Annotated in this window: 14 protein-coding genes; 13 read left to right on the forward strand and 1 reads right to left on the reverse strand. The window is 60.6% G+C overall.

The features are described 5' to 3' along the window. Positions 1-70 precede the first annotated feature (70 nt). The 4 genes from AC5E6W_RS21495 to AC5E6W_RS21510 all read left to right on the forward strand — a co-directional run bounded on the left by AC5E6W_RS21495 (position 71) and on the right by AC5E6W_RS21510 (position 4,828). The gene (locus AC5E6W_RS21495) at positions 71-1,336 is read left to right on the forward strand and encodes a TolC family protein (protein ID WP_491754394.1); all 1,266 of its coding nucleotides are present in this window, start codon (positions 71-73) and stop codon (positions 1,334-1,336) included. A gap of 13 nt (positions 1,337-1,349) precedes the next feature. Beyond that, positions 1,350-1,841 (forward strand): hypothetical protein, encoded by a 492-nt coding sequence (locus AC5E6W_RS21500; RefSeq protein ID WP_491754395.1) that lies wholly within the window; start codon positions 1,350-1,352, stop codon positions 1,839-1,841. 79 nt (positions 1,842-1,920) lie between these two features. After that, on the forward strand, positions 1,921-4,260 hold the full coding sequence (locus tag AC5E6W_RS21505; protein WP_491754396.1) for a patatin-like phospholipase family protein: 2,340 nt from the start codon (positions 1,921-1,923) through the stop codon (positions 4,258-4,260). A gap of 349 nt (positions 4,261-4,609) precedes the next feature. Further along, complete coding sequence (locus AC5E6W_RS21510) at positions 4,610-4,828, forward strand: hypothetical protein (RefSeq protein WP_491754397.1); 219 nt, start codon at positions 4,610-4,612, stop codon at positions 4,826-4,828. 184 nt (positions 4,829-5,012) lie between these two features. On the opposite strand, the gene AC5E6W_RS21515 is transcribed toward AC5E6W_RS21510, so the two are convergent. Continuing rightward, positions 5,013-7,316 (reverse strand): PAS domain-containing protein, encoded by a 2,304-nt coding sequence (locus AC5E6W_RS21515; RefSeq protein ID WP_491754398.1) that lies wholly within the window; start codon positions 7,314-7,316, stop codon positions 5,013-5,015. 344 nt (positions 7,317-7,660) lie between these two features. Between AC5E6W_RS21515 and AC5E6W_RS21520 the strand changes: the two genes are divergently transcribed. The 9 genes from AC5E6W_RS21520 (at position 7,661) to AC5E6W_RS21560 (ending at position 21,453) form a co-directional block, all read left to right on the forward strand. After that, positions 7,661-10,267 carry a M14 family metallopeptidase gene (locus AC5E6W_RS21520; RefSeq protein WP_491754399.1) on the forward strand — a complete coding sequence of 869 codons (2,607 nt, stop codon included), beginning with the start codon at positions 7,661-7,663 and terminating at the stop codon, positions 10,265-10,267. 173 nt (positions 10,268-10,440) lie between these two features. Further along, positions 10,441-11,355 (forward strand): 5-dehydro-4-deoxyglucarate dehydratase, encoded by a 915-nt coding sequence (gene kdgD / locus AC5E6W_RS21525; RefSeq protein ID WP_491754400.1) that lies wholly within the window; start codon positions 10,441-10,443, stop codon positions 11,353-11,355. Then, positions 11,355-12,707 (forward strand): MFS transporter, encoded by a 1,353-nt coding sequence (locus AC5E6W_RS21530; RefSeq protein ID WP_491754401.1) that lies wholly within the window; start codon positions 11,355-11,357, stop codon positions 12,705-12,707. The genes kdgD and AC5E6W_RS21530 overlap by 1 nt, the downstream gene beginning before the upstream one ends. Next, positions 12,704-14,251 carry a galactarate dehydratase gene (gene garD, locus AC5E6W_RS21535; RefSeq protein ID WP_491754402.1) on the forward strand — a complete coding sequence of 516 codons (1,548 nt, stop codon included), beginning with the start codon at positions 12,704-12,706 and terminating at the stop codon, positions 14,249-14,251. Before AC5E6W_RS21530 ends, garD begins: the two co-directional genes overlap by 4 nt. A gap of 475 nt (positions 14,252-14,726) precedes the next feature. Next, positions 14,727-16,418: a hypothetical protein gene (locus tag AC5E6W_RS21540; RefSeq protein ID WP_491754403.1), complete on the forward strand. Its 1,692-nt coding sequence runs from the start codon at positions 14,727-14,729 to the stop codon at positions 16,416-16,418. Positions 16,419-16,461: 43 nt separating this feature from the next. Further along, the gene (locus AC5E6W_RS21545; protein WP_491754404.1) at positions 16,462-16,824 is read left to right on the forward strand and encodes a response regulator; all 363 of its coding nucleotides are present in this window, start codon (positions 16,462-16,464) and stop codon (positions 16,822-16,824) included. 149 nt (positions 16,825-16,973) lie between these two features. Further along, a complete protein-coding gene (locus tag AC5E6W_RS21550; RefSeq protein ID WP_491754405.1) occupies positions 16,974-17,270 on the forward strand; it encodes an STAS domain-containing protein in 297 nt (98 codons plus the stop codon). Further along, positions 17,267-19,468, forward strand: a complete 2,202-nt coding sequence (locus AC5E6W_RS21555) for a chemotaxis protein CheA (RefSeq protein ID WP_491754406.1) — start codon at positions 17,267-17,269, stop codon at positions 19,466-19,468. The genes AC5E6W_RS21550 and AC5E6W_RS21555 overlap by 4 nt, the downstream gene beginning before the upstream one ends. A gap of 68 nt (positions 19,469-19,536) precedes the next feature. After that, positions 19,537-21,453, forward strand: coding sequence for a methyl-accepting chemotaxis protein (locus tag AC5E6W_RS21560; protein ID WP_491754407.1), 1,917 nt, complete (start codon positions 19,537-19,539; stop codon positions 21,451-21,453). Positions 21,454-21,499 lie beyond the last annotated feature (46 nt).

Below are 21,499 nucleotides of genomic sequence, written 5' to 3' on the forward strand. Positions count from 1 at the left end.
CGTGATCAGCGCGATGTTGTTTGCGGCGGCTCTTCAGCCGAATCGCCTGCTCTCCCAGGAAGCGCCACGAATGATCTCACTGTCCGAGGCCATCGACCTGGCGTTGCGCCAGAATCGCAATCTGCAGCTCGCGCGCCTGAGTGTGATGGAGAACCAGGACAAGAAGGATGAGGCGCGGGCAAACTACTTTCCGAAGATTCGCAATGAGTCGATGGTCGCGCACGTGACGGACCTGGCGGGTGTGCAGATTCCTGCGGGCGCGTTCGGGAGCTCGTCTGCCACAGGGCTGATTCCGTCGCGGGCGCTCTTCATCGGACAGGGCGGCGATACGTCCTACACGAGTGGTACAGGCCTTACGCAGCCATTCACGCAGCTGTTGAAGATTCGGAATGCGAATCGTGCGGCCGAAGCTGACGTTCACTCTGCACAGATCGAGGAAGGAGAGGCCGAGAACCAGATCGCGCTCAAGGTGCGTCAGCTCTATCTTTCGATTCTCATCGCAACGGAAGAGAGCGATGCTGCCACGTTCGCCGTACAGGCCAACAAGACCCGAGCTGAAGAGGCGCTGCAGAACATCGCTCAGGGAAGAGCACTCGATGCAGCGCGGCTCGAAAGTCATGCTGCACTGCTGAGCGCGAAACAATCGTTGCTGACGCAGCAGATTCAGATTCGCGATCTCACGCTGCAGCTGAATGATCTTGCGGGGCTTCCGCTGGGCACGCATCTTGTGCTGGACAAGGCAGGGGCTAGCCAGCGAATGCAGCTGCCGCCACGCGAGGATGCCGTGCGGCGAGTACTCTCCGAAAGCCCACGCGTGAAGGCGGCGCAACAAGCGCTGCTCAAGGCGCAAGCCGGCAACGGTGCGGCCCGCGATAGCTATATCCCCGATGTCACCGGACTTGCGCGATACAGCTATCAGAGTGGCGTGCCGTTTCTAGTTCACAACTTTGGGACCTTCGGCTTCTCGCTCACGTACGACCTCTTCGATGGAGGTAAGCGGCACGCGGAGCTGCAGGAGTCGCGCGTGCGGGTTCGTGAGGCGGAGGTCAATCTCGAGAAGGTGAAAGAGGAAGTTAGCGTCGAGATTGAGTCAGCCTATAACAAGCTCGACGAACTGCAAGGGCTGGTATCTGTAGCACAGGAGGCGCTTGACACGAGACAAGAACTAGCGCGGGTCTCGACCGAACAGTTTCGTCAGGATGCACTGCTGGCCTCAGGGCGCGACGATGCCATCGCGAAGATGCATGAGGCGCAGGCCTCGCTGCTGCAGGCAACGTTGGGGCGCTCGCTGGCCGAAGCCGATGTGCTGCGAATCCTGGGCGAGTCGCCTCGATGAATTCGGAGGAGACATGAATGCCGCCATTGTGAGTGCGCTTGCAGCGATGGGTGGGTCGACGGTTGGCGCACTCACGCCACTGATGAACAGCTATCTGATGCAGCGCTCGTTGCTGCAGCGAGAATTCTTCAATCATCAGCTCAGCCAGCGCGAGTCGCTATATGCGGAGTTCATCTCCGCGGCGGCAAAACTCTATGCGACGTCGGTGGCGCAATCTCTCGAGACGCTGGATGATCTGGTTGCACTTTATGCGATCGTCAGCCGCATACGGCTGCTGGCCTCTGCGCCGGTGCTTCATGCGGCGGAGGACCTGGTCCGACAGATTGCGAAACGCTTCGGCGATCCAAACCTCGACGTCGACCACATCCGCGCTGCGATGCTGCAGGCCGGTACCGATCCGCTTTTGGATTTCAGCATCGCGTGCCGGCGCGAACTGGCTGCGAGCATCCGGAGCGGTCTGATTACTGGTGTGGGGAAGAAGTCGGGAAAGCAGTATCACGGCTAGATAGACGTTGCTCGCGCGTTCCTCGCAGCATGTGACGCAAGAGCTGTTGTGATGGAACAAGACGATCGAGGGATGAATCATGAGTTTGCAGGACCGAAAGAAGATTCATCAGGCGATTGTCGCGGGGATCATCGCGCAGTTCATGCTGGGGCTCGTGGCTCCGGCATTGCACGGTCAACAGCCGCAGGTCAGCGCTACTCCAACGGAGGTGACGGGGCAGGCGGCGACCGAAGCAGATAGCCGCCCGTCCACGTCGCTGCCAGCAATCGTTCCCGCGGATCGCAAGTCGGTCGGCCTGGTTCTCGAGGGCGGAGGCGCGCTCGGGCTCGCTCACATCGGAGTGTTGCTGTGGTTTGAAGAGCACCACATACCCGTCGACCGCGTTGCGGGGACGAGCATGGGAGCGCTGCTCGGAGGGCTTTACGCTTCGGGCGTTACGCCGCAGAGGCTGCAGACTCTCGCGACGAGTGATCTCTTCGAAGGCATCTTCACGCTGCAGACGCCTTATGACGAGATTGGCTATCGCCGGCGGCAGGATCGGCGTGATCTTCCGCAGGCGATCACCCTGGGGCTTCGCAATGGCGTGAGCTTTCGTAACGCTCTGCTATCGGATGGTGGCCTCAATGATCTCCTTCGCAAGGAGTTCAACGCGTACAACTCGGTCGAAGGCGATTTCGACCGCATGCCTATTCCGTTTCGTTGCGTGGCTACGGATCTGAACACGCTGGAGCCTCTGGTCTTTCGCGGAGGTCCGATGCCGGATGCCATACGGGCTTCGATCTCGATCCCCGGCGTCTTTTCCCCCGTACGCTATCAAGGGCATTATCTTGTGGACGGAGCGTTCACTGACAATCTTCCGACAACGGTTGCGCGAAACGATCTTCGCGCGGATGTGATCATCGCCGTCCATCTGAAGAGCGCCGGTCTTACCGAAGCGGACATGAACTCGATCTTCGGCGTGTTCTCTCGCGCGTTTACTGCAGGCAGCGCCAAGACGGAGCGAGCTGGGATCAGTCACGCGGACATCCTGATCACGGCGGCGACCGATACGTTTACGACCACGGATTATGACAAGGCCAAGCAACTGATCGCTGAGGGCTATAAGGCGGCGGAGAGCCAGAAGGAACAAGTGCTGCCGTATCGCCTCTCGGAGGATGGCTGGCTCGCGTACTTGCGGGATCGCCAAGCGCGCATAGCTCCGCAGCCTGGGAAACTGCGGAACCTTCGGGTGGAGGGTGGTTCTGAGTCGGCGCGCAAGGGTGTTGAGAAGAGCCTTGCTTCGCTGGAGGGAAGGCCGATCGATGCCAGTGCGATCAACACCGATCTCCATCGCGTGGAAGGCGCAGGCAACCGCGAAGCGTCCTTTGAGACTTTCCAGCCGGAGCCCAACAATGGGCTTACTCACGGGGAGCAGGAGGCCCCAGACACGGGAGTGATTGTTCACCTTGGAGAGAGCCGGAATGGGCCGCCGTTCCTGATGATCGGAGGCGACCTCACGGCGGTGACCTCCAACGTTACGAGGAACAACCTTGATATGCGGCTGGTAGACCAGGACCTGGGAGGCTATGGCTCGGAGCTGCGTGCCGATGTTCGCTTCGGTTTTCTTACCCATGGCGCCGTGGAGTACTACAGGCCGGTCGCGTCGAACGGTCTCTTCGTCCAGCCGCACCTGACGATCACGAGACAGCCCGTATATCTGTGGGCGGATCAGCGTCGCATCTCCGAACGCTTCGAGCAACAGGCGGGCGGTGGGTTGGACTTCGGCCGGACCTTCAGCCGGCAGCTGCAGGTGACTGCAGAGTGGAGAGCTCAGGTGACGCGTTGGAGGCTCGTATCCGGAAGCGATGGAAGCCGCGACCTGTCCGGCACGGCGCAGACTGGAGTCGTGCACTTCTCCTATGACAGCGCGGTCACGGGGGCGGTGTCACCGCATGGTCTTCGTTTCGATGCTTCGGTGGGGAGCCTGTTTCATACCGCATCCAGCGCAAACGCTCCGCTGTTGCAGATGAGCACCTCGAGGACGATGCTCCTGGGACAGAAGAACCTGATCGGCTTCCGTGCGGAGGGAGACAGCTACTTCCGACAGCGTGTCGCGGACCCTTTCCGCTTCACGCTGGGCGGCCCGCTGCGGTTGTCGGCGTCGTCCATCGATGAGTATCGAGGCACAGATGATTACCTCGCCCGCGCGGGATACCTGCGGAAGATTGCGGCGTTGCCTTCGGGACTGGGACAAGGGGTGTACCTGACCGGAGCCTACGAGGCGGGGGAGATATGGTCGCCTGAGCAGCGGGCGATCCTTCGTCAGGACTTTGTTGGTGGAGTGGTCGCGTCCACGCCGCTCGGAGTGCTCACGCTGGCTGGCTCGGCGGGCGATGCAGGACGCCGCAAGGTCTTCTTCACCCTGGGACGTTTGTTCTGATGGATGAGCTCACTTGGGCTTCGTGGCGAACCAGTAGTAACGACGCCAGCAATTGGAACATCGGACGGGAGTGAGCAGGAATAGCCGGAGGACGGTATCCATAGGTTCCAACTCCGCCTCCTGGAAGTCCACGGAGGTGCAGAGTGGGCACTGCCTTCGCCACAAGAGGCGAGGGAGAAGCCGCGGCCAATTCATGGAATTGAGGCTCATTGCGTTCTCACGATCTGAATGGAGTTAGCCAGGGACTTGATGTGCGATGGGGAGTCCGGAAGATGCTCGACAAGGAGCATGCGTGCGATGGCCGCCGCGGTGCGTAGATCTTGCGCAACCACATCGACGGTGGCTTCACATGGGCCGGCTTTTGGTGGTCGGTGCGGAGGCGCTGCCGGGGAACTCGATTACTGTCGCGCGAGCTCTGGTACGCGCAGGCGCGGTGAGCGATGGAGCAGAGTCCGGGAGTGGGTCGGTCGAACCTTCGCCGGAATCGCCCGTGGCGTCAGACACGCTCCGCGGCATGACGCACACGACGTTTGTGCGAGTGGGCAGGGAGGAGCGTTTCCTCACGTGAGGCTTGCCGTTCTCGCCCACACGAACTCCAGTTCATTGCCGAGAGGAAGGGGCTCGTCAGGAGCAACGCGAGGGAGCGCTGAAGCGAGCGGAGAATTGCCACTACTACTGACGGAGGATACTCCTTATTCCCGTGCAGCGTACTGGAGGAGCGGAGTCGTGACGAAATGGCTCTTGGCCGGTGTTCAACGATTGACGGCTGTGAAGGGCAGAAAGATCGCGAACACGGTTCCGCTGTGACCTTGCCTCTGACTGCTGCGCAGGTGAAGCGTTCCGGCGTGCCGTTCAACGATTTCATGGCTCACCCAGAGGCCCAGACCTGTGCCGCTGATGCCCTTTGTCGTGAAGAACGGTTCAAAGATGCGGTTTCGAGCGGTTGGTGGGATACCGCTGCCGGTATCTGCGACGGTGATCACCAGCCCTGGCCTTCCCGTCTGCCAGTCGTGACCCGCTCGACTGCGCACCAGGAGACGGCGGTTGTTCTGCGTCTGCATTGCATCAATCGCATTGCTCACCAGGTTGCTGAGCACCTGGCGGATCTCCCCTTCGAAGCAGCGCACGGGTTGATTCGTACGGATGCGCTTCTCCACGCCTATGCCGGCGTTGACGATGCGACTCTGAAACATGGACAGCACACTGTCGAGGAGTTGTTCTCCAGCGATCTCCTGGGGGCTGCTCGACTGCTTGTGGAATCGGAGCGTCTGATTGGCGATGACCGAGACACGGCGAAGCTCGTTCTCAGCTGCCAGGACAAAGGACCTCGCCTGCGCGGGATCTTCGGTATTTGCGGCGAGATAGAGCAGGTTGGTCACCGATTCCAGCGGGTTGTTGATCTCATGTGCGATGGAGGCCGCCAGTCGGCCTACGACCGCGAGCTTCTCGCTTTGAATCAGCGCCTGCTCCGCCCTCTTTTGCTGCGTGACCTCCAGCGAGGCTGCCGTAATGGCCTGGACCGTGCCGTCGGCGCCGATGACCGGGAAGTAGCTCACGGTCCAGTAGCGGTGTTCTCCGGGGCGGGTGACCAGCTCACCTTCCAGCGGGAAGTTGACGACCGGCTCTCCCGCGAGCACCTGCTCGAAGAGCTCCTTGAGGCCACCGATGGGAGCCATTTCGGTCAGGGTGCGGCCGACAATCGCCTCGGGTTTCAGTCCAAAGAACTCCGCCTGGCGATTGTTGAGGCGCAGGTAGCGGAAGTCCGTGGTATCGAACAACGCCAGGCCGATGGGAGCGGTCCGGTAAACCGTCTCAATTTCAGTGCGCTGACGTTCCGCTTCCTCTGACTTCTGCTTGAGCGCCTCCCGTGCGGCAATCTCTTCCGTGACGTCTCGCGAGAACGTTACGATGCCCTCCGGCGTGGGGTAAACATCCACCCGCAGCCATAGGTTGAGAGGCTCAGGGTAGTAGGACTCGAACGCGCCCTGAATTTTCTCCTTCATCGCCCGGCTGAAATGTTCGACGTACGGTGATCCCTCGTACACCGCGTCCGGGAAAGCTTCCCACACGGTCAGGCCAAGGATCTCCCGGTTGGCGGCGTAGATCTCCACCGCTTTGGGGTTGAGGTAGGTCATGACCCAATTGCGATCGATGCCCACGATCGCATCGGTTGTGGCCTCCAGAACCTGGCTCAGGCGCGCGGTCATGCGGTCCCGTTCGCGTTCCGCCGCTCGCCGCTCTTCGATATCGCGGAAGACGAGGACGATTCCGCGCAACTCTCCGCTGTCGTCGAGGATGGGGGCTCCGCTATCGTCGATTGCGGTGCGCCTTCCGTCCCTGGAGATAAGGACGGTGTGGTTGGCGAGGCCAACGACCGATCCGGTCTTCTTCACCTTCTCTGCCGGACTCTCTACAGGGAGCTGGGTCGTTTCGTTCACGATGCGGAAGACTTCCGTGAGCAGGTGTCCTTGGGCCTCCGCCTCGGTCCATCCCGTCAGCCGCTCCGCCACTCGATTCATACGATTCACGCGCGTCGCAGCATCGGTCACCATGACAGCGTCACCAATGCTTTGCAGCACGCGCAATGCCTGTGCTTCGCTTTGACGAAGATCCCCGAAGGCATTCTCCTGTGCGGTGATGTCCTGGCAGATGACGAGGACGCCGAGAACATCCCCGCCCCTGCCGAAGATCGGACTGTAGCTGTAGGTCCAGCGGATGTCCTGCATCCTGCCGTCGCGAAGGACGGGAACGACGGCGTTTTCGTAGTACACCGTCTCCCGGTCGTCCATCACCCGCTTGAGGTTCGGACCAACGATCTGCCACGCGTCGGACCAGCACTCGGCCGCGGTCTGTCCCAGGCCTGAGGGATGACGCTCCGCCAGCAGAGGGATGAAGGGATCGTTGTAGAGCTGGACCAGCTCTTTGCCCCAGAAGACGAGCGCAGGGAAGGCGCAGGCCAGCATCAGATTGACCGAGGAGAGAAGGCTCTCTGGCCAATCTTCGATGCGACCAATAGGAGTAGCGCCCCAATCGTGGGCCCGGACGAGTCCGGCCATCTGGGTCGTTCCCTGAATCAGGTCTTTCCGGGGGCCTTCGGTTTTCAGGGGTTCTGACGATTCGCTGGGCATGGAGGAACGGAACGACTGCAACAGGTTAGTCGAACACGCTGGTCGAGCGCTACCGGGCTCATTGCGGGCTCGAGTACTCCCGTGCCGGTGAACGAGGCGCGCGCCGACCGCTCGGACCTATTTCCGCCCTGCGGGATGTTGCCCCAGTGTCGTGGCCAGCTTGAGGAACTCCGTCGGGGGCCGAAGGAATCGCGCTACACTCGTAAGCACATTCGCAATCCAATTTGGGCTCCTACGACGCCGTACCCCTGGAGGTAAGGAAAGTTATGCGCTTGCTCCGCTCTTGTGCCCTGCTCGCCGCTTTCGCGACGACGACGACTTTGTCCTTTGCACAGTCGGTCACATCCCCTGAAAAGTTCTTTGGCTTCCAGCTTGGCGCGGACCGCAAGATGGCGCGTTGGGACAAGATTGTGGACTACTACTCCGTGCTCGAGAAGGAGAGCGGAGGCAAGATGAAGGTCATCAACATGGGGCCGACCGAGAACGGCAATCCCTTCCTGATGGTCATCATCACCTCGGCAAAGAATCTCGCCGACATCAAGAACATCCAGAAGAACAACCTCACTCTGGTCCATCCGCAGTCGACGCCAGAAGCCGAGATCAAGAAGATCATCGCCACGGGCAAAGTTGTCATCGTGCAGTCCATGTCGATGCACGCGACCGAGATCGGCGGCACGCAGATGGCCCCCGAGCTTGCCTATGACATGCTCACCCGTACCGACGAGGACGCCAAGCGCATCCTCGACAACGTCGTGCTCATCGAGGTGCCCTGCTTCAACCCCGACGGCGAGCTCATGGTCACCGACTGGTACAACAAGACTCTCGGCACACCGTATGAAGGCTCGAACTACCCGTCGCTGTATGCCAAGTACATCGGGCACGACGACAACCGCGACGCGCTGCTGACTTCCATGCGTGAGTCCCAGTACATGGCCAGCCTGCTGTTTACCGACTGGCGTCCCGAGGTCTACGTCGACCACCACCACATGGGCAGCTATGGCCCGCGCATCTCTCTACCGCCGTACGCGGAACCGAGCCGCCCCTACGGCGACCCACTGATGTGGCGCGAGATCGCCTGGTACGGCGCGCAGATGGCCTACAAGGAAACCGAGAACGGCTACACCGGCGCCATCAACAACGCCATCTATTCCGGCTGGGGCCACTTCGGATTTCACTGGATCACGCCGTTCCACAACATCGACGGGATGCTCACAGAGTCCGCCTCAGCCAAGCTCGCCACCCCGCTCTATGTCCTGCCCGAGCAGCTTCAGGGCGGTGCGCGCAACCTGCCCAAGTATGAAGAAGAGACGATCTTCCCCGATCCATGGCCCGGTGGTTGGTGGCACCTGCGCGACATCGTCAACATGCAGAAGACGGCCGCCTGGGCCGCCATGGACATCGCCGCGCGCAACCGCGAGACCGTCCTCTACAACGCCTACCAGAAGGCCATCAACCAAACCAAGCGTGGCGCCGATGCTCCTCTGAACGAGTACGTCATCCCCGCGAACCAACTCGATCCCATCACCGTCAACTTCCTCATCCAGAAGTTGCTGGTGCAGGGCATTGATATCGAAAAGACAGACAAGCCCTTCTCCACCCCCGATGGCCACTACTATGAGGCCGGCACCTTCATCATCCCGCTGGCACAGCCCAAGATGGGTCTCATCCGCAACCTCCTGGATCGCAATTTCTTCCCTGACAACGACTGGACGCGGGATAAGAACGGCGATCCCATCCGTCCGTATGATCTCTCCACCGATGCCCTCAACGAGTTCATGGGGGTCCGCGTCGACCACATCGCCGGCCCGCTCAAAGTCGACGCGAAGTTCATTACCGAAGCCCCCACGCCTGCCGGCAAGATCCCGGCCGGCAAGCCTGGCTACACACTGAGCGTCAAGCTCGACGCAGCCTTTCTCGCCGTCAACCAGCTGCAGCAGAAGGGCATCAAGGTCAGCCGGATCGACGCGGACACTCCTGGCCTCAGCAAAGGCGACTTCCTCGTCACCGGCGGAGCCGAAGCCGACTTGAAGAGTGTAGCCAAGGAGACAGGCGTTGACTTTAACCCTGTCACTTCGGTGCCAACGAGCGGAACCCACGCCCTCAAGCGTCTCCACGTTGGGCTCTACCAGCGCTACGGCGGCGGCAACGTTGACGAAGGCTGGACCCGCTGGCTCCTCGAGCACTTTGGCTACGACTCCGTCAACATCTTCGATCCGGAGCTGAAGAAGGGCGACCTCAACGCCAAGTTCGACGTCATCATCTTCCCCGACGACGCCACTGCCACTCTCACCGGAGAGCCCGCACCTGCTGGCGCTGCCGGCCGAGGCGGTCGTGGTGGGGGCGGTGGTGAGGGCGAAGGCCGCGAAGCCATGCCCCCCGAGTACCGTTCCGGTTTCGGTGAGGATGGGGTCAAGGCGCTGAAGGACTTCGTCCAGAAGGGTGGCACCGTCGTTACCCTCGGCCAGGCCAGCAACTTCGCCATCGACAAGCTGGGTGTCCGGGCTCGCAATGCTGTTGCCAGCCTCACCACCAAGCAGTTCTGGTGCCCAGGCTCCACGCTCCAGATCGAAGTCGATAACACCAATCCGCTTGCTTACGGCATGCCCACGGAAGCGTATGCTCTCTACCTCCAGGGCGATCCTGTCTTTGACATGCCCGGCGGCAACGGCAGCGAGAAGTATTCCGTCATCGCTACTTACGGAAAGCGTGACATCCTGCAAAGCGGCTGGCTCGTCGGAGAAGGCAACATCACGGGCAAACCAGCCATGATCTCCGCCGAGATGGGCAAGGGCAAGGTGGTCCTCGTAGGCTTCCGCACACAGCATCGTGCGCAAACCTACGGAACGTTCAAGCTGCTGTTCAACAGTCTCGAGAACTAGCAGGCGGAAAGACCATGACGGGCGAAGCATTCAAGGTCCGTAACAACGGCCTTTTAGCGCTTCGCCCGTTGTCTTTTTGGAGGACATGGATGACGCAGCTGCACAGCACCCCACTCGCTGGGCTATAGTGTTTTTCGCGCCGGCATAGGGAGTTCCGGCGCACAGGAGATCTCATGGCACGGATGCTTCCAGCAGAGCTCGCCGGGGTGATCGGCGGCGGCCTGCTGTCCTTTCCGGTGACGCACTTCACTGCGACGAACGCCTTCGACGAGACAGCTTATCGGCAACACATCGGCTGGCTTCTCGAGCACAATCCGGTGGGCCTGTTCGCCGCTGGTGGCACGGGCGAGTTCTTCTCGCTCACGCTCGGCGAATACTCCCGCGTGGTGCGCGCGGCGGTGGAGGAGAACGCCGGCCGTGTTCCGATGCTTGCGGGTTGCGGCTATGGAACGGCGATGGCGATTGAGTTCGCGCAGGCAGCCGAGGCCGCGGGCGCGGATGCGCTGCTGTTGCTGCCGCCATATTTGGTGAATAGCGAGCAGTCCGGCATGATCGCTCATGTTGAGGCGGTTTGTGCGGCAACGAAGCTCGGAGTGATCGTCTACAACCGCGATAACTTCATCCTGAATGAGGACAGCCTGGAACAAATTTGTCGCCGCTGCCCGAACCTGATCGGCTTCAAGGATGGTGTTGGCGACATCGAGATGATGACTAGGGTCTTTGCACGCATGGGTGAGCGGTTGGTATATGTCGGTGGCCTCCCGACTGCCGAGACCTTCGCTCTGCCGTATCTCGAGATGGGGGTGACGACATACTCGTCGGCCATCTTCAACTTCATCCCGAACTTTGCGAACACGTTCTATGCAGCGGTGCGGCAACGGGACCGCGAGACGGTGTACAGGATGTTGAAGGAGTTCGTGCTGCCTTACATCGCGATTCGGAACCGACGGAAGGGATATGCGGTATCGATCGTAAAGGCAGGAATGAAGGCGGTGGGCCGCTCCGCAGGCCCGGTGCGTTCTCCGTTGGTTGACCTGGGTGCCGAAGAGTTTGCTTCTCTGCAGGCGTTGATCGGTGACAAGAGCTGATGAGCGCTGTGCGTGCAGTCTCCACAGACAGCATGACTCGTGTGCGCTACGGCATCGTGGCGATGCTCTTTATCGCAAGCTGCTTCAGCTATGGCGATCGCGCGGCGCTCTCGGTGGCTGGCGTCGCGATGCAGAAGGCACTGGCAATCAGTCCGCTTCGCTTCGGCTGGCTGCTGTCAGGATTTGGTTGGGCCTATGTGCTGGGCCAGCTTCCGTCGGGCGGTCTGCTCGACCGCTATGGTTCGAAGGCTGTGTATGGCATCAGCATCGTGTGCTGGTCCGTCTGCGCGTTCCTCCTCGCGCTCGCGGGATCGCTACCTCTGGCGTGGGTCTTCACCGCGATCTTTGCGATCCGGCTGCTCTCGGGGCTCGCGCAATCTCCCGTGTTTCCCGGCAACGGTCGCATCGTGGCCGCATGGTTTCCTGCTGCAGAACGTGGCCGCGCCTCATCCATCTTCAACGCGTCGCAGTACTTTGCCCTCGTTGCTTTCGCTCCGCTGTTTGGTTGGCTCACGTTTCATTACGGTTGGAGAAGCTGCTTCTGGTTCATCGGCTGCTTCGGTCTAGTGCTCGCGCTGGCATGGAAGAAGCTCGTCTACGACGTGAAGGAGCATCCACGTATCTCCGAGGCAGAGATCAGTCACATCGAGCTGGGCGGAGGGCTTGTCAACACAAGCCGCTCGGCGGGGAACAGTTTCACCGGGGGGTTGACCTGGAACATTGTGCGGCAGCTCTTGAGCCAACGCATGCTAGTGGGTATTTACATAGGCCAGTTCTGCATCAACACACTTACCACGTTCTTCCTCACGTGGTTCCCGAGCTACCTTGCCGAGGCGCGACATCTTTCCATCGTGAAGGTCGGCGTCCTTGCAGCGCTGCCCGCGCTCTGCGGCTCTGGCGGCGGCGTGCTTGGCGGCATCGTCTCAGATGGCCTGCTGAAAAGAGGACACTCGTTGAGCTACGCCCGCAAGCTTCCGATCATCCTGGGTATGATGCTTTCGATTACGATGATTGGTTGCAACTATACCAACTCGCAGGTGGTGGTGATGGCGTTGATGTCCCTCGCGTTTTTTGGCAAGGGCGTTGGAGCGTTGGGATGGACGGTAATCGCGGATGTTTCGCCGCGTAACATGATCGGGATGAACGGTGGCGTCTTCAATTTCTTCGGCAACCTTTCCAGCATCAGCACGCCGATCATCATCGGCCTGATCAAGAGTTCTACAGGATCTTATAGTGGAGCTCTGGTTTTCATCGGTGTGACTGCACTGGTGGCCATCTTTAGCTACCTCGTCATCGTAGGTGAGATCAAGCGCGTTGACCTGGCTCCAGCGGTCGGAGGCCAACAGCGATGAATGACTCCAGCGAACCGAGATATGTCCGCGTTCATCCGAACGACAACGTGGCGATCATTGTGAATCCGGGTGGTCTGTCTGTGGGGACTCGGTTTCCGTCAGGCTTGGTGCTTGTCGATGATGTGCCCGAAGCACATAAGGTCGCGCTGTCCGCAATCGCGGAAGGTGATGCGATTGTTCGCTACGGCGTCGTGATCGGAATTGCGGGGCGTGCGATACCGCAGGGAGGATGGGTGATGGAGGATGATCTCATCGCTCCGGCTGCGCCTGCGCTGAACGATCTGCCCCTGGCCACCGAAACACCCGAACCGTTGCCAGCGCTGGAGGGATACACCTTCGAGGGTTATCGCAATTCCGATGGCACGGTAGGCACGCGCAACATCCTTGGCATCAGTACGACGGTGCAGTGCGTTGCTGCAACGGTTGACTATGCTGTACGCCGCATTAAGGCGGAGTTACTGCCGAAGTATCCCAATGTCGTCGACGTGATCGCAATCACCCACAACTATGGGTGCGGCATCGCAATGAATGCGCCGGGGGCCGAGATCCCCGTGCGAACACTTCGCAATCTCAGCCTGAACCCCAACCTTGGCGGCGCTCCTATGGTCGCCAGTCTGGGATGCGAGAAGATGCAGCCCGCACAGATGCTGCCTCCCAGTACGTTGCCGATCCTCAACGAAGCCCCTTACGTTGTTCGTCTTCAGGACGAACAGCACATGGGGTTCGAGGACATGATCGCCGCGCTGATGGAACTTGCCGAGCGGCGACTGGTGGTGCTGAACCAGCGGCGGCGTGTGACCTGCCCGGCGTCGGACCTCATCGTTGGCATGCAGTGCGGCGGCAGCGATGCCTTCTCGGGAGTAACGGCTAATCCTGCAGTCGGATTTGCCTCGGACCTGCTTGTGCGCGCTGGCGCCACGGTGATGTTTTCCGAAGTCACTGAAGTTCGCGACGCCGTGCATCTGCTGACGGCACGTGCGGCAAACGAGCAAGTAGCGCAGGACCTTGTTCGCGAAATGCGATGGTATGACGAATACCTGGCGCGCGGGGATGCGGACCGTAGCGCGAACCCTTCACCGGGCAACAAGATGGGCGGCCTCGCAAACATCGTAGAGAAGGCGATGGGGTCGGTTGCGAAGGCGGGCACGAGCGCGTTAGTTGCAGTGGCCGCTCCCGGCGAGCGAGTGACGACGAAGGGCCTCGTCTTTGCGGCGACTCCGGCGAGTGACTTCATCTGCGGCACCCTGCAGCTTGCGGCAGGGATGAACATTCACGTCTTCACCACGGGCCGCGGCACACCGTATGGTCTTGCGATGGCGCCAGTGATCAAGGTGGCGACGCGAACCTCGCTTGCGCAGCGGTGGCATGACCTCATCGATGTGGATGCAGGCCGGATCGCGACCGGTGACGCCACGATTGAGGATATCGGGTGGGAGATCTTCCGCTTGATTCTGAAGGTGGCCAGTGGCGAGCGGGAGACATGGGCGGATCATTGGGGTCTCCACAATGAATACGCTCTCTTCAGTCCTGGTCCCGTGACATAACTCCTTCGTCCAGTGACTTAGGTCACTTATCTTGGTCAAAGTGCTGTTTTGGGACGCGATGGGAATTTGATCGCGCCATCCATACCTGTATCTGGCTGCTCATCACCATCCGATTCGTATCTCGTAGGCGGCGTAGGTGGCGCTGCGCAGCGTGGGCCACGCTCAATAGGTGGCCCATTCTAGGAACTGCGATGCTCCTGCGCGGGCGAGTCGAGTGGGATTGCCTGTTCTTCGCTGAATCCATAATCGAGATCGCCGATAGAGACGCGGGTGTGCAGTACGCTCCGCTGCGTTCGCGGTGTTGTTCTGCTTCACCATCGACCGTTGTTTCTTAGGGCACCGCGATGTTGTCCCATGTTGCGCCGGCCTCTGTTCATGCGTTGAGGTTGTTCTGGTTCGCAGCAGTAGCGCGTGCGCCGTGGAAAGAGCTGGAGGGTAAGTGGGGTTCCTGCGGAGTCGACACAGCGTGGATGCGATGCAGACATGCGTTGCGACTGCGCAGACCCATCTCGATCAGGTGCTACGCGACAGCGAGCGATCCATCGCCGTATTGTCGCAGCACTTCCAGGATCTTGCCCATGATTGCGACCTGCTGATGACGACCACACGTGAACTCGTAACAGCGACCCAATCGAGCGGTGCTCAGGATGTGCTGCCGTTCATGCGGCGGATCTACGGCGACTGCGAGGCTGTCCTGCATCTGAGGCTCGAGGCCGCAGGCGGAGTGGCGGAACTGCTATCGCGCGAGCAGGATCTGTTGGAGGAGTTGGAGAAGCCATCGCGGGCTCAGCAGGCGACGTCGCGTATGGCAAGCATCATCGCCGTGATGCTGCGTATCGAGATCGCGAGACTGGGACACGATGGTGAGGGATTTACGTATATGTCCGGCGAGCTCGAACAGGCTTCGGACACTATCTCCAAGAGCGTGGATGTGCTGCAGGAGTTAATCCAGACGCGGCAGGGTCGCACGCCTGCGCGGCGGATTGGCATCGAGGAATCGCGCTCGCAGGCTCGCCGCAACCTGGCCTTGATCGAGAGCGGGCGCGAGGATGCGCTGCAACGAGCGGATCGTGCTCTGCAGGACTTCGAGCAACTCCCCGTTTCCTTCGAAGGTTGCGTTAAGGAAGTGTCATCAAACATCGGGCGCGTCACAGGAGCAGTGCAGATGCAGGACCTGACGCGGCAGCAGACGGAACATGTGGGGGCGGCGTTGCGAGCCTTGCGGGGAGATATCACTTCGTCTCTCAAGGCGTCGCAGACGATGGCCGCACTACGTGTGCAGTTGGAGCAGGCACAGAATGTCTGCCGCACGACAGAGGGATGGATTGGCGAGATCGAACAGTGTGCTGCGTCGATCCTTCGTCTAGGCGACGAGGAATTACTGGCGATCATGAAGCAGATCGTCTGCCTGGAGATTTCGCTCGAGCAGCAGGGGCAATGGGTGGCGCAGTTCGAGAGCGAGTTTCATCAGTACGACCGCGTCAACGAACAGGAGTTCGGTGAGTTCGAGACGATGATGGTGATGGTGCGCAAACATCTTGAGCAATCGCAATCGACCAGCGATCACCTGCAGCTTCTCAATCTGAACTCCATGGTGGCGGCGCACAACGTGGGCACGCAGGCTGCGTCGGTGCTGCAGATTACGAACAGCATCAGCAGGCTTGCGGCCGATTGGCGTGGATTGACGACGCAGTCGGTTGACTCGATGGAGGAGATGCTGGCCGCAGCGAGCTCGCGCGGCGAGCAGGCGCGCTTTGCCTCCAGCAGCACGCGAACAGCGATCGCGGCGATCCAGGAGGAGACTCAGAGCACCCTGGGATCGCTGCGGAGTATCTCCGCGCTCGGAGTGCGTTGCCAGCGCGAAGGCCAGGAGATGGTGAAGCGCATGCACGCCCGTATGACCCAGGTGGATGAGAGCCTGGCGGGCCTGCGCGGTGTGGTTACGGGTATTAAGGCCGCGGTTGGATCGATCGAGCGGGCGCTCGAACAGGGCGGAAACCCGGATCCCTTGCAACTACCGGAGACGGAGCGGCGCGCCATCGAGCAGCAGTTCGGAAGCGCTTACACCAGTGAGATTGAGCGGCAGGTGCTGCGCAGTGTGTTGTTCGGCGAGGTCATTCCCCCTTCGTCTCCGATGGCGTCTGTTGGAGATATCGAGCTTTTCTAAATTCACTTGGGGCGCTGCAGGCGTTCGCAGAAAGGATCTGACAATGAAACGAATTCTAGCAGTGGATGACTCATCGAGCGTTCGCGAGATGATCAGCTTCACTTTGAAGAAGGCCGGCTACGACGTGGTGCAGGCCAACGATGGGCAGGACGGGTTGCAACGCAGCTCGGCTGCGAAGTTCGATCTGGTCATCACCGATCTCAACATGCCTCGCATGGATGGTATTCAGATGATTGCGGCGATGCGCAAGCAGCCGGGTTACGGTTTCATCCCTATCCTCATGCTTACCACGGAGTCGCAGGCGGAGAAGAAGGCGGCAGGACGCAACGCCGGCGCGACTGGGTGGATTGTGAAGCCTTTCAACCCGGAGCAACTTGTATCTGTGGTGCAAAAGCTCGTTCGTTGAATCCTTGCGCCCCAATCGTGGTCAGGCCAGAACGTTTCCGGTACTGATGTCGATAGGCGTTGCAGTTGGCATCTGTGGGCAGGGGCCTGCAGATCACAGTGTTCGTTATGGGTACGGTCATGTCCCTCGAATCGCGTTGCGAAGCAGGCGTGTCTCAGGTGCGCTTCTCCAACCAAGCCGATCTTTCCGATGCAGCAGAGCTTAAGGCGATGTTGCTGGAACTTCTCTCTCCGCCAGCCACAGCGCTGACCATCGACCTCTCCGAGGTCTCGGAACTGCACGTCTCCATCCTGCAACTCCTTTGGGCCGCAGCGCATGAAGCGCAAGTTCGCAAGGTGACGTGTCAGATCCTGCAGCCTCAGGATCATGGCGTCCTCGACGGGCTCGTAGATATTGGCTTGTCGCTTCCGTCGAACGTAGAGTCCACACAGGAGCCCGCAGCATGAGCACGACTCCGTGTGAGGCCCAGACGGGCGATCAGTTTCGCGTGGCGTTTCGCGAGGAGGCGCTTGACCTACTGCGGCAGCTTGAATCTCTGCTGCTAAGCCTCGGGGAGGGGGAAGCCGATCCAGAGCAGGTTAGCTCCATCTTTCGGATGCTGCACACCGTCAAGGGTTCCGGAGCGATGTTTGGCTTTACCATCCTCTCGGCTTTCACTCACGATCTTGAGAATGCCTTCGATGCTGTGCGCGGTGGAAGGCTCGTTTTGAGTCGGGAATTGATTGAAATCACTCTGGAAGCCTCGGATGTGATGCGCGACCTTGTGCTCAACGACGACGCGGGAGAGCAGGAGCCGCGTATGGCGCTGGTGGGCCGAGTGCGAAAGCTCGTGGCCGCCACCACGACGTCCCCTCAAAGCTCGAGCCCTTCCAGCACGCTTGACGAGGCGCGAGCTGCGATGCCTGCGATGAGCGGGCCGCGACGCTGGCGAATCGAGTTTGCTCCGGGGCTGGATACCATGCGCTACGGGGCCGATCCAGCACTGCTGGTGCGTGAGCTTGGCCGCATGGGATCGCTGCGGGCCGTGGTGGACCTTGATGCGCTGCCGTCCCTTGCGGAGATCGACCCTGAACGCTGCTACATGCGTTGGAAGATATCGCTGCATACCGATGCGGACCTGCTGCAGATTCGCGAGGTTTTCCTCTTTGTCGAGGACACGTGCGAGTTGTCCATTGAGCCTGAAACGGAAGACGTGCAGCCCGCGCCTTCGGCTGCAGTATCCCAACCGGCGCCTGAGAATGTCGCCGACACTACCGTGATTGCCCCACAAGTAACGGAGACCACGCAGGATCCGCGCAGTGGACGTGGACCTCGCAGGCCCCAGGACATGGTTGAGAATGCATCTGCTATCCGCGTGGCTACAGGCAAGCTGGATCAGATGGTCAATCTTGTCGGAGAACTCGTTACTGTGCAGGCGCGACTTAGCGAGATCGCATCGCGCTATGACGATGGCGATATCAGCGCCGTTGCCGAGGAGATTGAGCGGCTGAGCGCTGCATTGCGTGAGAGCTCGATGAGCGCTCGCATGATGCCCATACGAGATACCTTCGAGCGCTTCCGGAGGTTGGTCTATGACCTGGCTCGTGATCTTGGTAAGAACGTGCGCCTGAGCATGGAGGGCTGCGAGACCGAACTGGACAAGACCGTACTCGATCAGCTTGGCGACCCGCTGATGCACCTGATCCGCAACAGCATGGATCATGGTCTGGAGACAACGGAGCAACGGGCCGCAACCGGCAAGCCAGTGGAGTGCAGCCTTCGCCTTCATGCTCGTTACTCGGGCGCCAATGTCCTCATTACAGTCTCCGACGATGGACGAGGCATTGACTCGGCACGGGTGCGGCAGCGCGCCGTGGAGAAGGGCATCATCGCGGCAGATGCTGCGCTGACCGAGGCTGAGGTCTTCGGACTGATCTTCGAGCCGGGCTTTTCGACCGCGAGCGAGGTGACGGACCTCTCAGGTCGCGGTGTCGGAATGGATGTGGTGCGCCGCAACATCGAGCATCTTCGCGGCAGCATCGAGGTCGTCAGCCACGCGGGGAAGGGAACCTCGATCACGCTGCGGATCCCACTCACGCTGGCTATCATCGACGGTCTGCTGGTGAGTGTGGGCGAGCAGTACTTCGTGCTTCCATTGGCCCAAGCGCTGGAGTGCATCGAGATCAGCCGCAGTGAGATCGACAACGCCGAGGGGAAGCACCTGATCAAGGTACGCGGCGAAGTCGTGGCATACATTCGCTTGCGCGATTACTTCGGCATCGAAGCCGATCTGCCAGAGTTCGAGCAGGTGATGCTGGTCGCGACGGACGCTGGCCGTTACGGCCTGGTCGTCGACCGCGTGCTGGGCGACTGCCAGACGATGGTGAAATCGCTGGGCCGCCTTTATCGCAACGTCAACGAGCTCTCGGGAGCAACGGTGCTTGGCAACGGTGGAGTTGCGCTCATCCTCGATCCGCATCGCCTGGTGCAAGAATGCATCCGCGGTGTCGCACCGTCTGCGCGTCTCCTCGCTCGCTCTCCCGTAATGGGCAACACCACGGTGCGCGCCTCCGCAGAGAGCAGAAACTCCGAGACCAACGCGCCGAAGATTGTTCCGATATCACAAACGGTCGCGCCAGACAGTGCAGCCACAATCCGCGCGTGACCTGGACGAAAGTTTATTGGCGGAGCGAACCACAGAAGATTTGAAGCAAAGGTGTAGGGGTAAACAGAATGAAATGGTTTTTCGATTTGAAGATCGCCACGAAGCTGATCGCTGCCTTCATCGTTGTGGGGGCTATCACCGCCATCGTCGGGGTCATGGGAATCCGCAGCATGAGCCAGCTTGCCGATATGGCGGCCGGGTTGTATGCCAAGCAGACTCTGGGAACCAACTACCTCAAGCAGGCCAACGTGGATCTGCTCCACATGGACAGGGCGGTCAAGAATGTGTTGCTGGCCAACACGGCTGCGGACCGCGAGAAGTACCGCGACCGCGTGGAAGGGGACGTCACCAAGATCACGGCCGATTTGGCCAAGGCAGCTTCTACGATCACAGCGCCCGCGAACCAAGTTCGGTTGGCGAAGTTCGACACGGATCGCAAGGAGTACCAGGACGTAGCTCGGAAGACGGTTGAACTGGCCATGAACGCAAGTCCGCAGAGCAAGCGCGCTGCCCTGGAGCTGTCTGACGGAGAAGGCCGGGCCAAGGCGGACGCGGCCGAGAACGCGCTGACCGAACTGGTGGCTGCGAAGGAAGAGGTTGCGCGCCAGACGGCGGAAGCGGGCGACCAACTGTACCGCGACAGCCGAGCCTTCATGCTCTTCGTGGTTGCGGGGGGAGTTTTGGGCGGCCTCGGACTGGGATACTTCATCTCCCGCAGCATCTCGAAACCCATGGCCCAACTCGCGGAGACGGCGAAGCAGATTTCGCTTGGCGATGTGAATCAGACCATCGAGTATCACGGGGGCGATGAGGTGGGTTCCCTGGCCGACTCCTTCCGCGATCTCATTACCTACATTCGAAGCGTATCGGACGGGCTGGAAAAGGTGGCGGTTGGGGATCTCAGCACGCAGCAGCAAGTCAAATCCGACCGCGACGTGTTGGCCACCAATCTGAACCGACTCATCAACGTCATGCTGCATATTACGTCCGCAGCCGAACTGATTGCCGGTGGCGATCTTACGGTGACGCTGGAACTGCGCTCGCCACAGGACAAGTTGATGCAGGCTCTCAAGGCGATGGTCTCGGGGCTCACGAACACTGTCTCCGAGGTTCGTACCATTGCCGGTGAGGTCTCCAGTGCGAGTCAGGCCATCTCAACGGCCTCGGTGCAGGTGTCGAAGGGCGCAAGCTCCCAGGCAGCTGCAGCCGAAGAGGCTTCTGCATCGATGGAGGAGATCGTCTCCAACATCAAGCAGAACGCTGACAACGCGCTGCAGACCGACAAGATCGCGAAGAAGAGCGCCAAGGACGCACAAGAGAGCGGAAAGAGCGTTCTGGAGGCCGTCGCGGCGATCAAGGAGATTGCCAGCAAGATCTCCATCATCGAGGAGATCGCCCGGCAGACCAACCTGCTGGCCCTCAACGCTGCGATCGAAGCGGCCCGCGCAGGCGAACACGGCAAGGGCTTCGCGGTGGTTGCGGCGGAGGTGCGCAAGCTGGCCGAGCGCAGCCAGAAGGCGGCCGGGGAGATCAACCAGCTCTCGACCACGACGCTGAGAGTCAGCGAAACATCCGGCGAGATGCTCGGCAAACTGGTTCCCGATATCCAGCGCACCGCGGAGCTGGTGCAGGAGATCTCAGCCGCCAGCCGCGAGCAGGACACCGGAGCCGAACAGATCAACAAGGCCCTGCAGCAGCTCGAACAGGTGATTCAGCACAACGCGTCGGCTGCAGAAGAGATGGCTTCCACCACCGAAGAGCTTACCGGTCAGGCAGAGAACCTCGTCGGCGCGTTGGCCTTCTTCCGCACCGGAGGGGAGCAGGCTGCACCGGCTCGTAATGCTGTACAGACGACGGTCAAGGCTGCGGTTTCAGCAGAACCGCGCTCCAGCAGGCCAGTTGCCCCCAACGCGTCGCGCAATGGTTTCAAACTGAGCTTGAAGGACCGAAGCGATCGGCTCGAGGGAGAGTTCGAACGTTACTAACGTGGGCGGCGAGGGCAGCCCGCGCACCTGGCCAACAACAGTCTAT

The organism is Bryocella sp. (assembly GCF_058498515.1).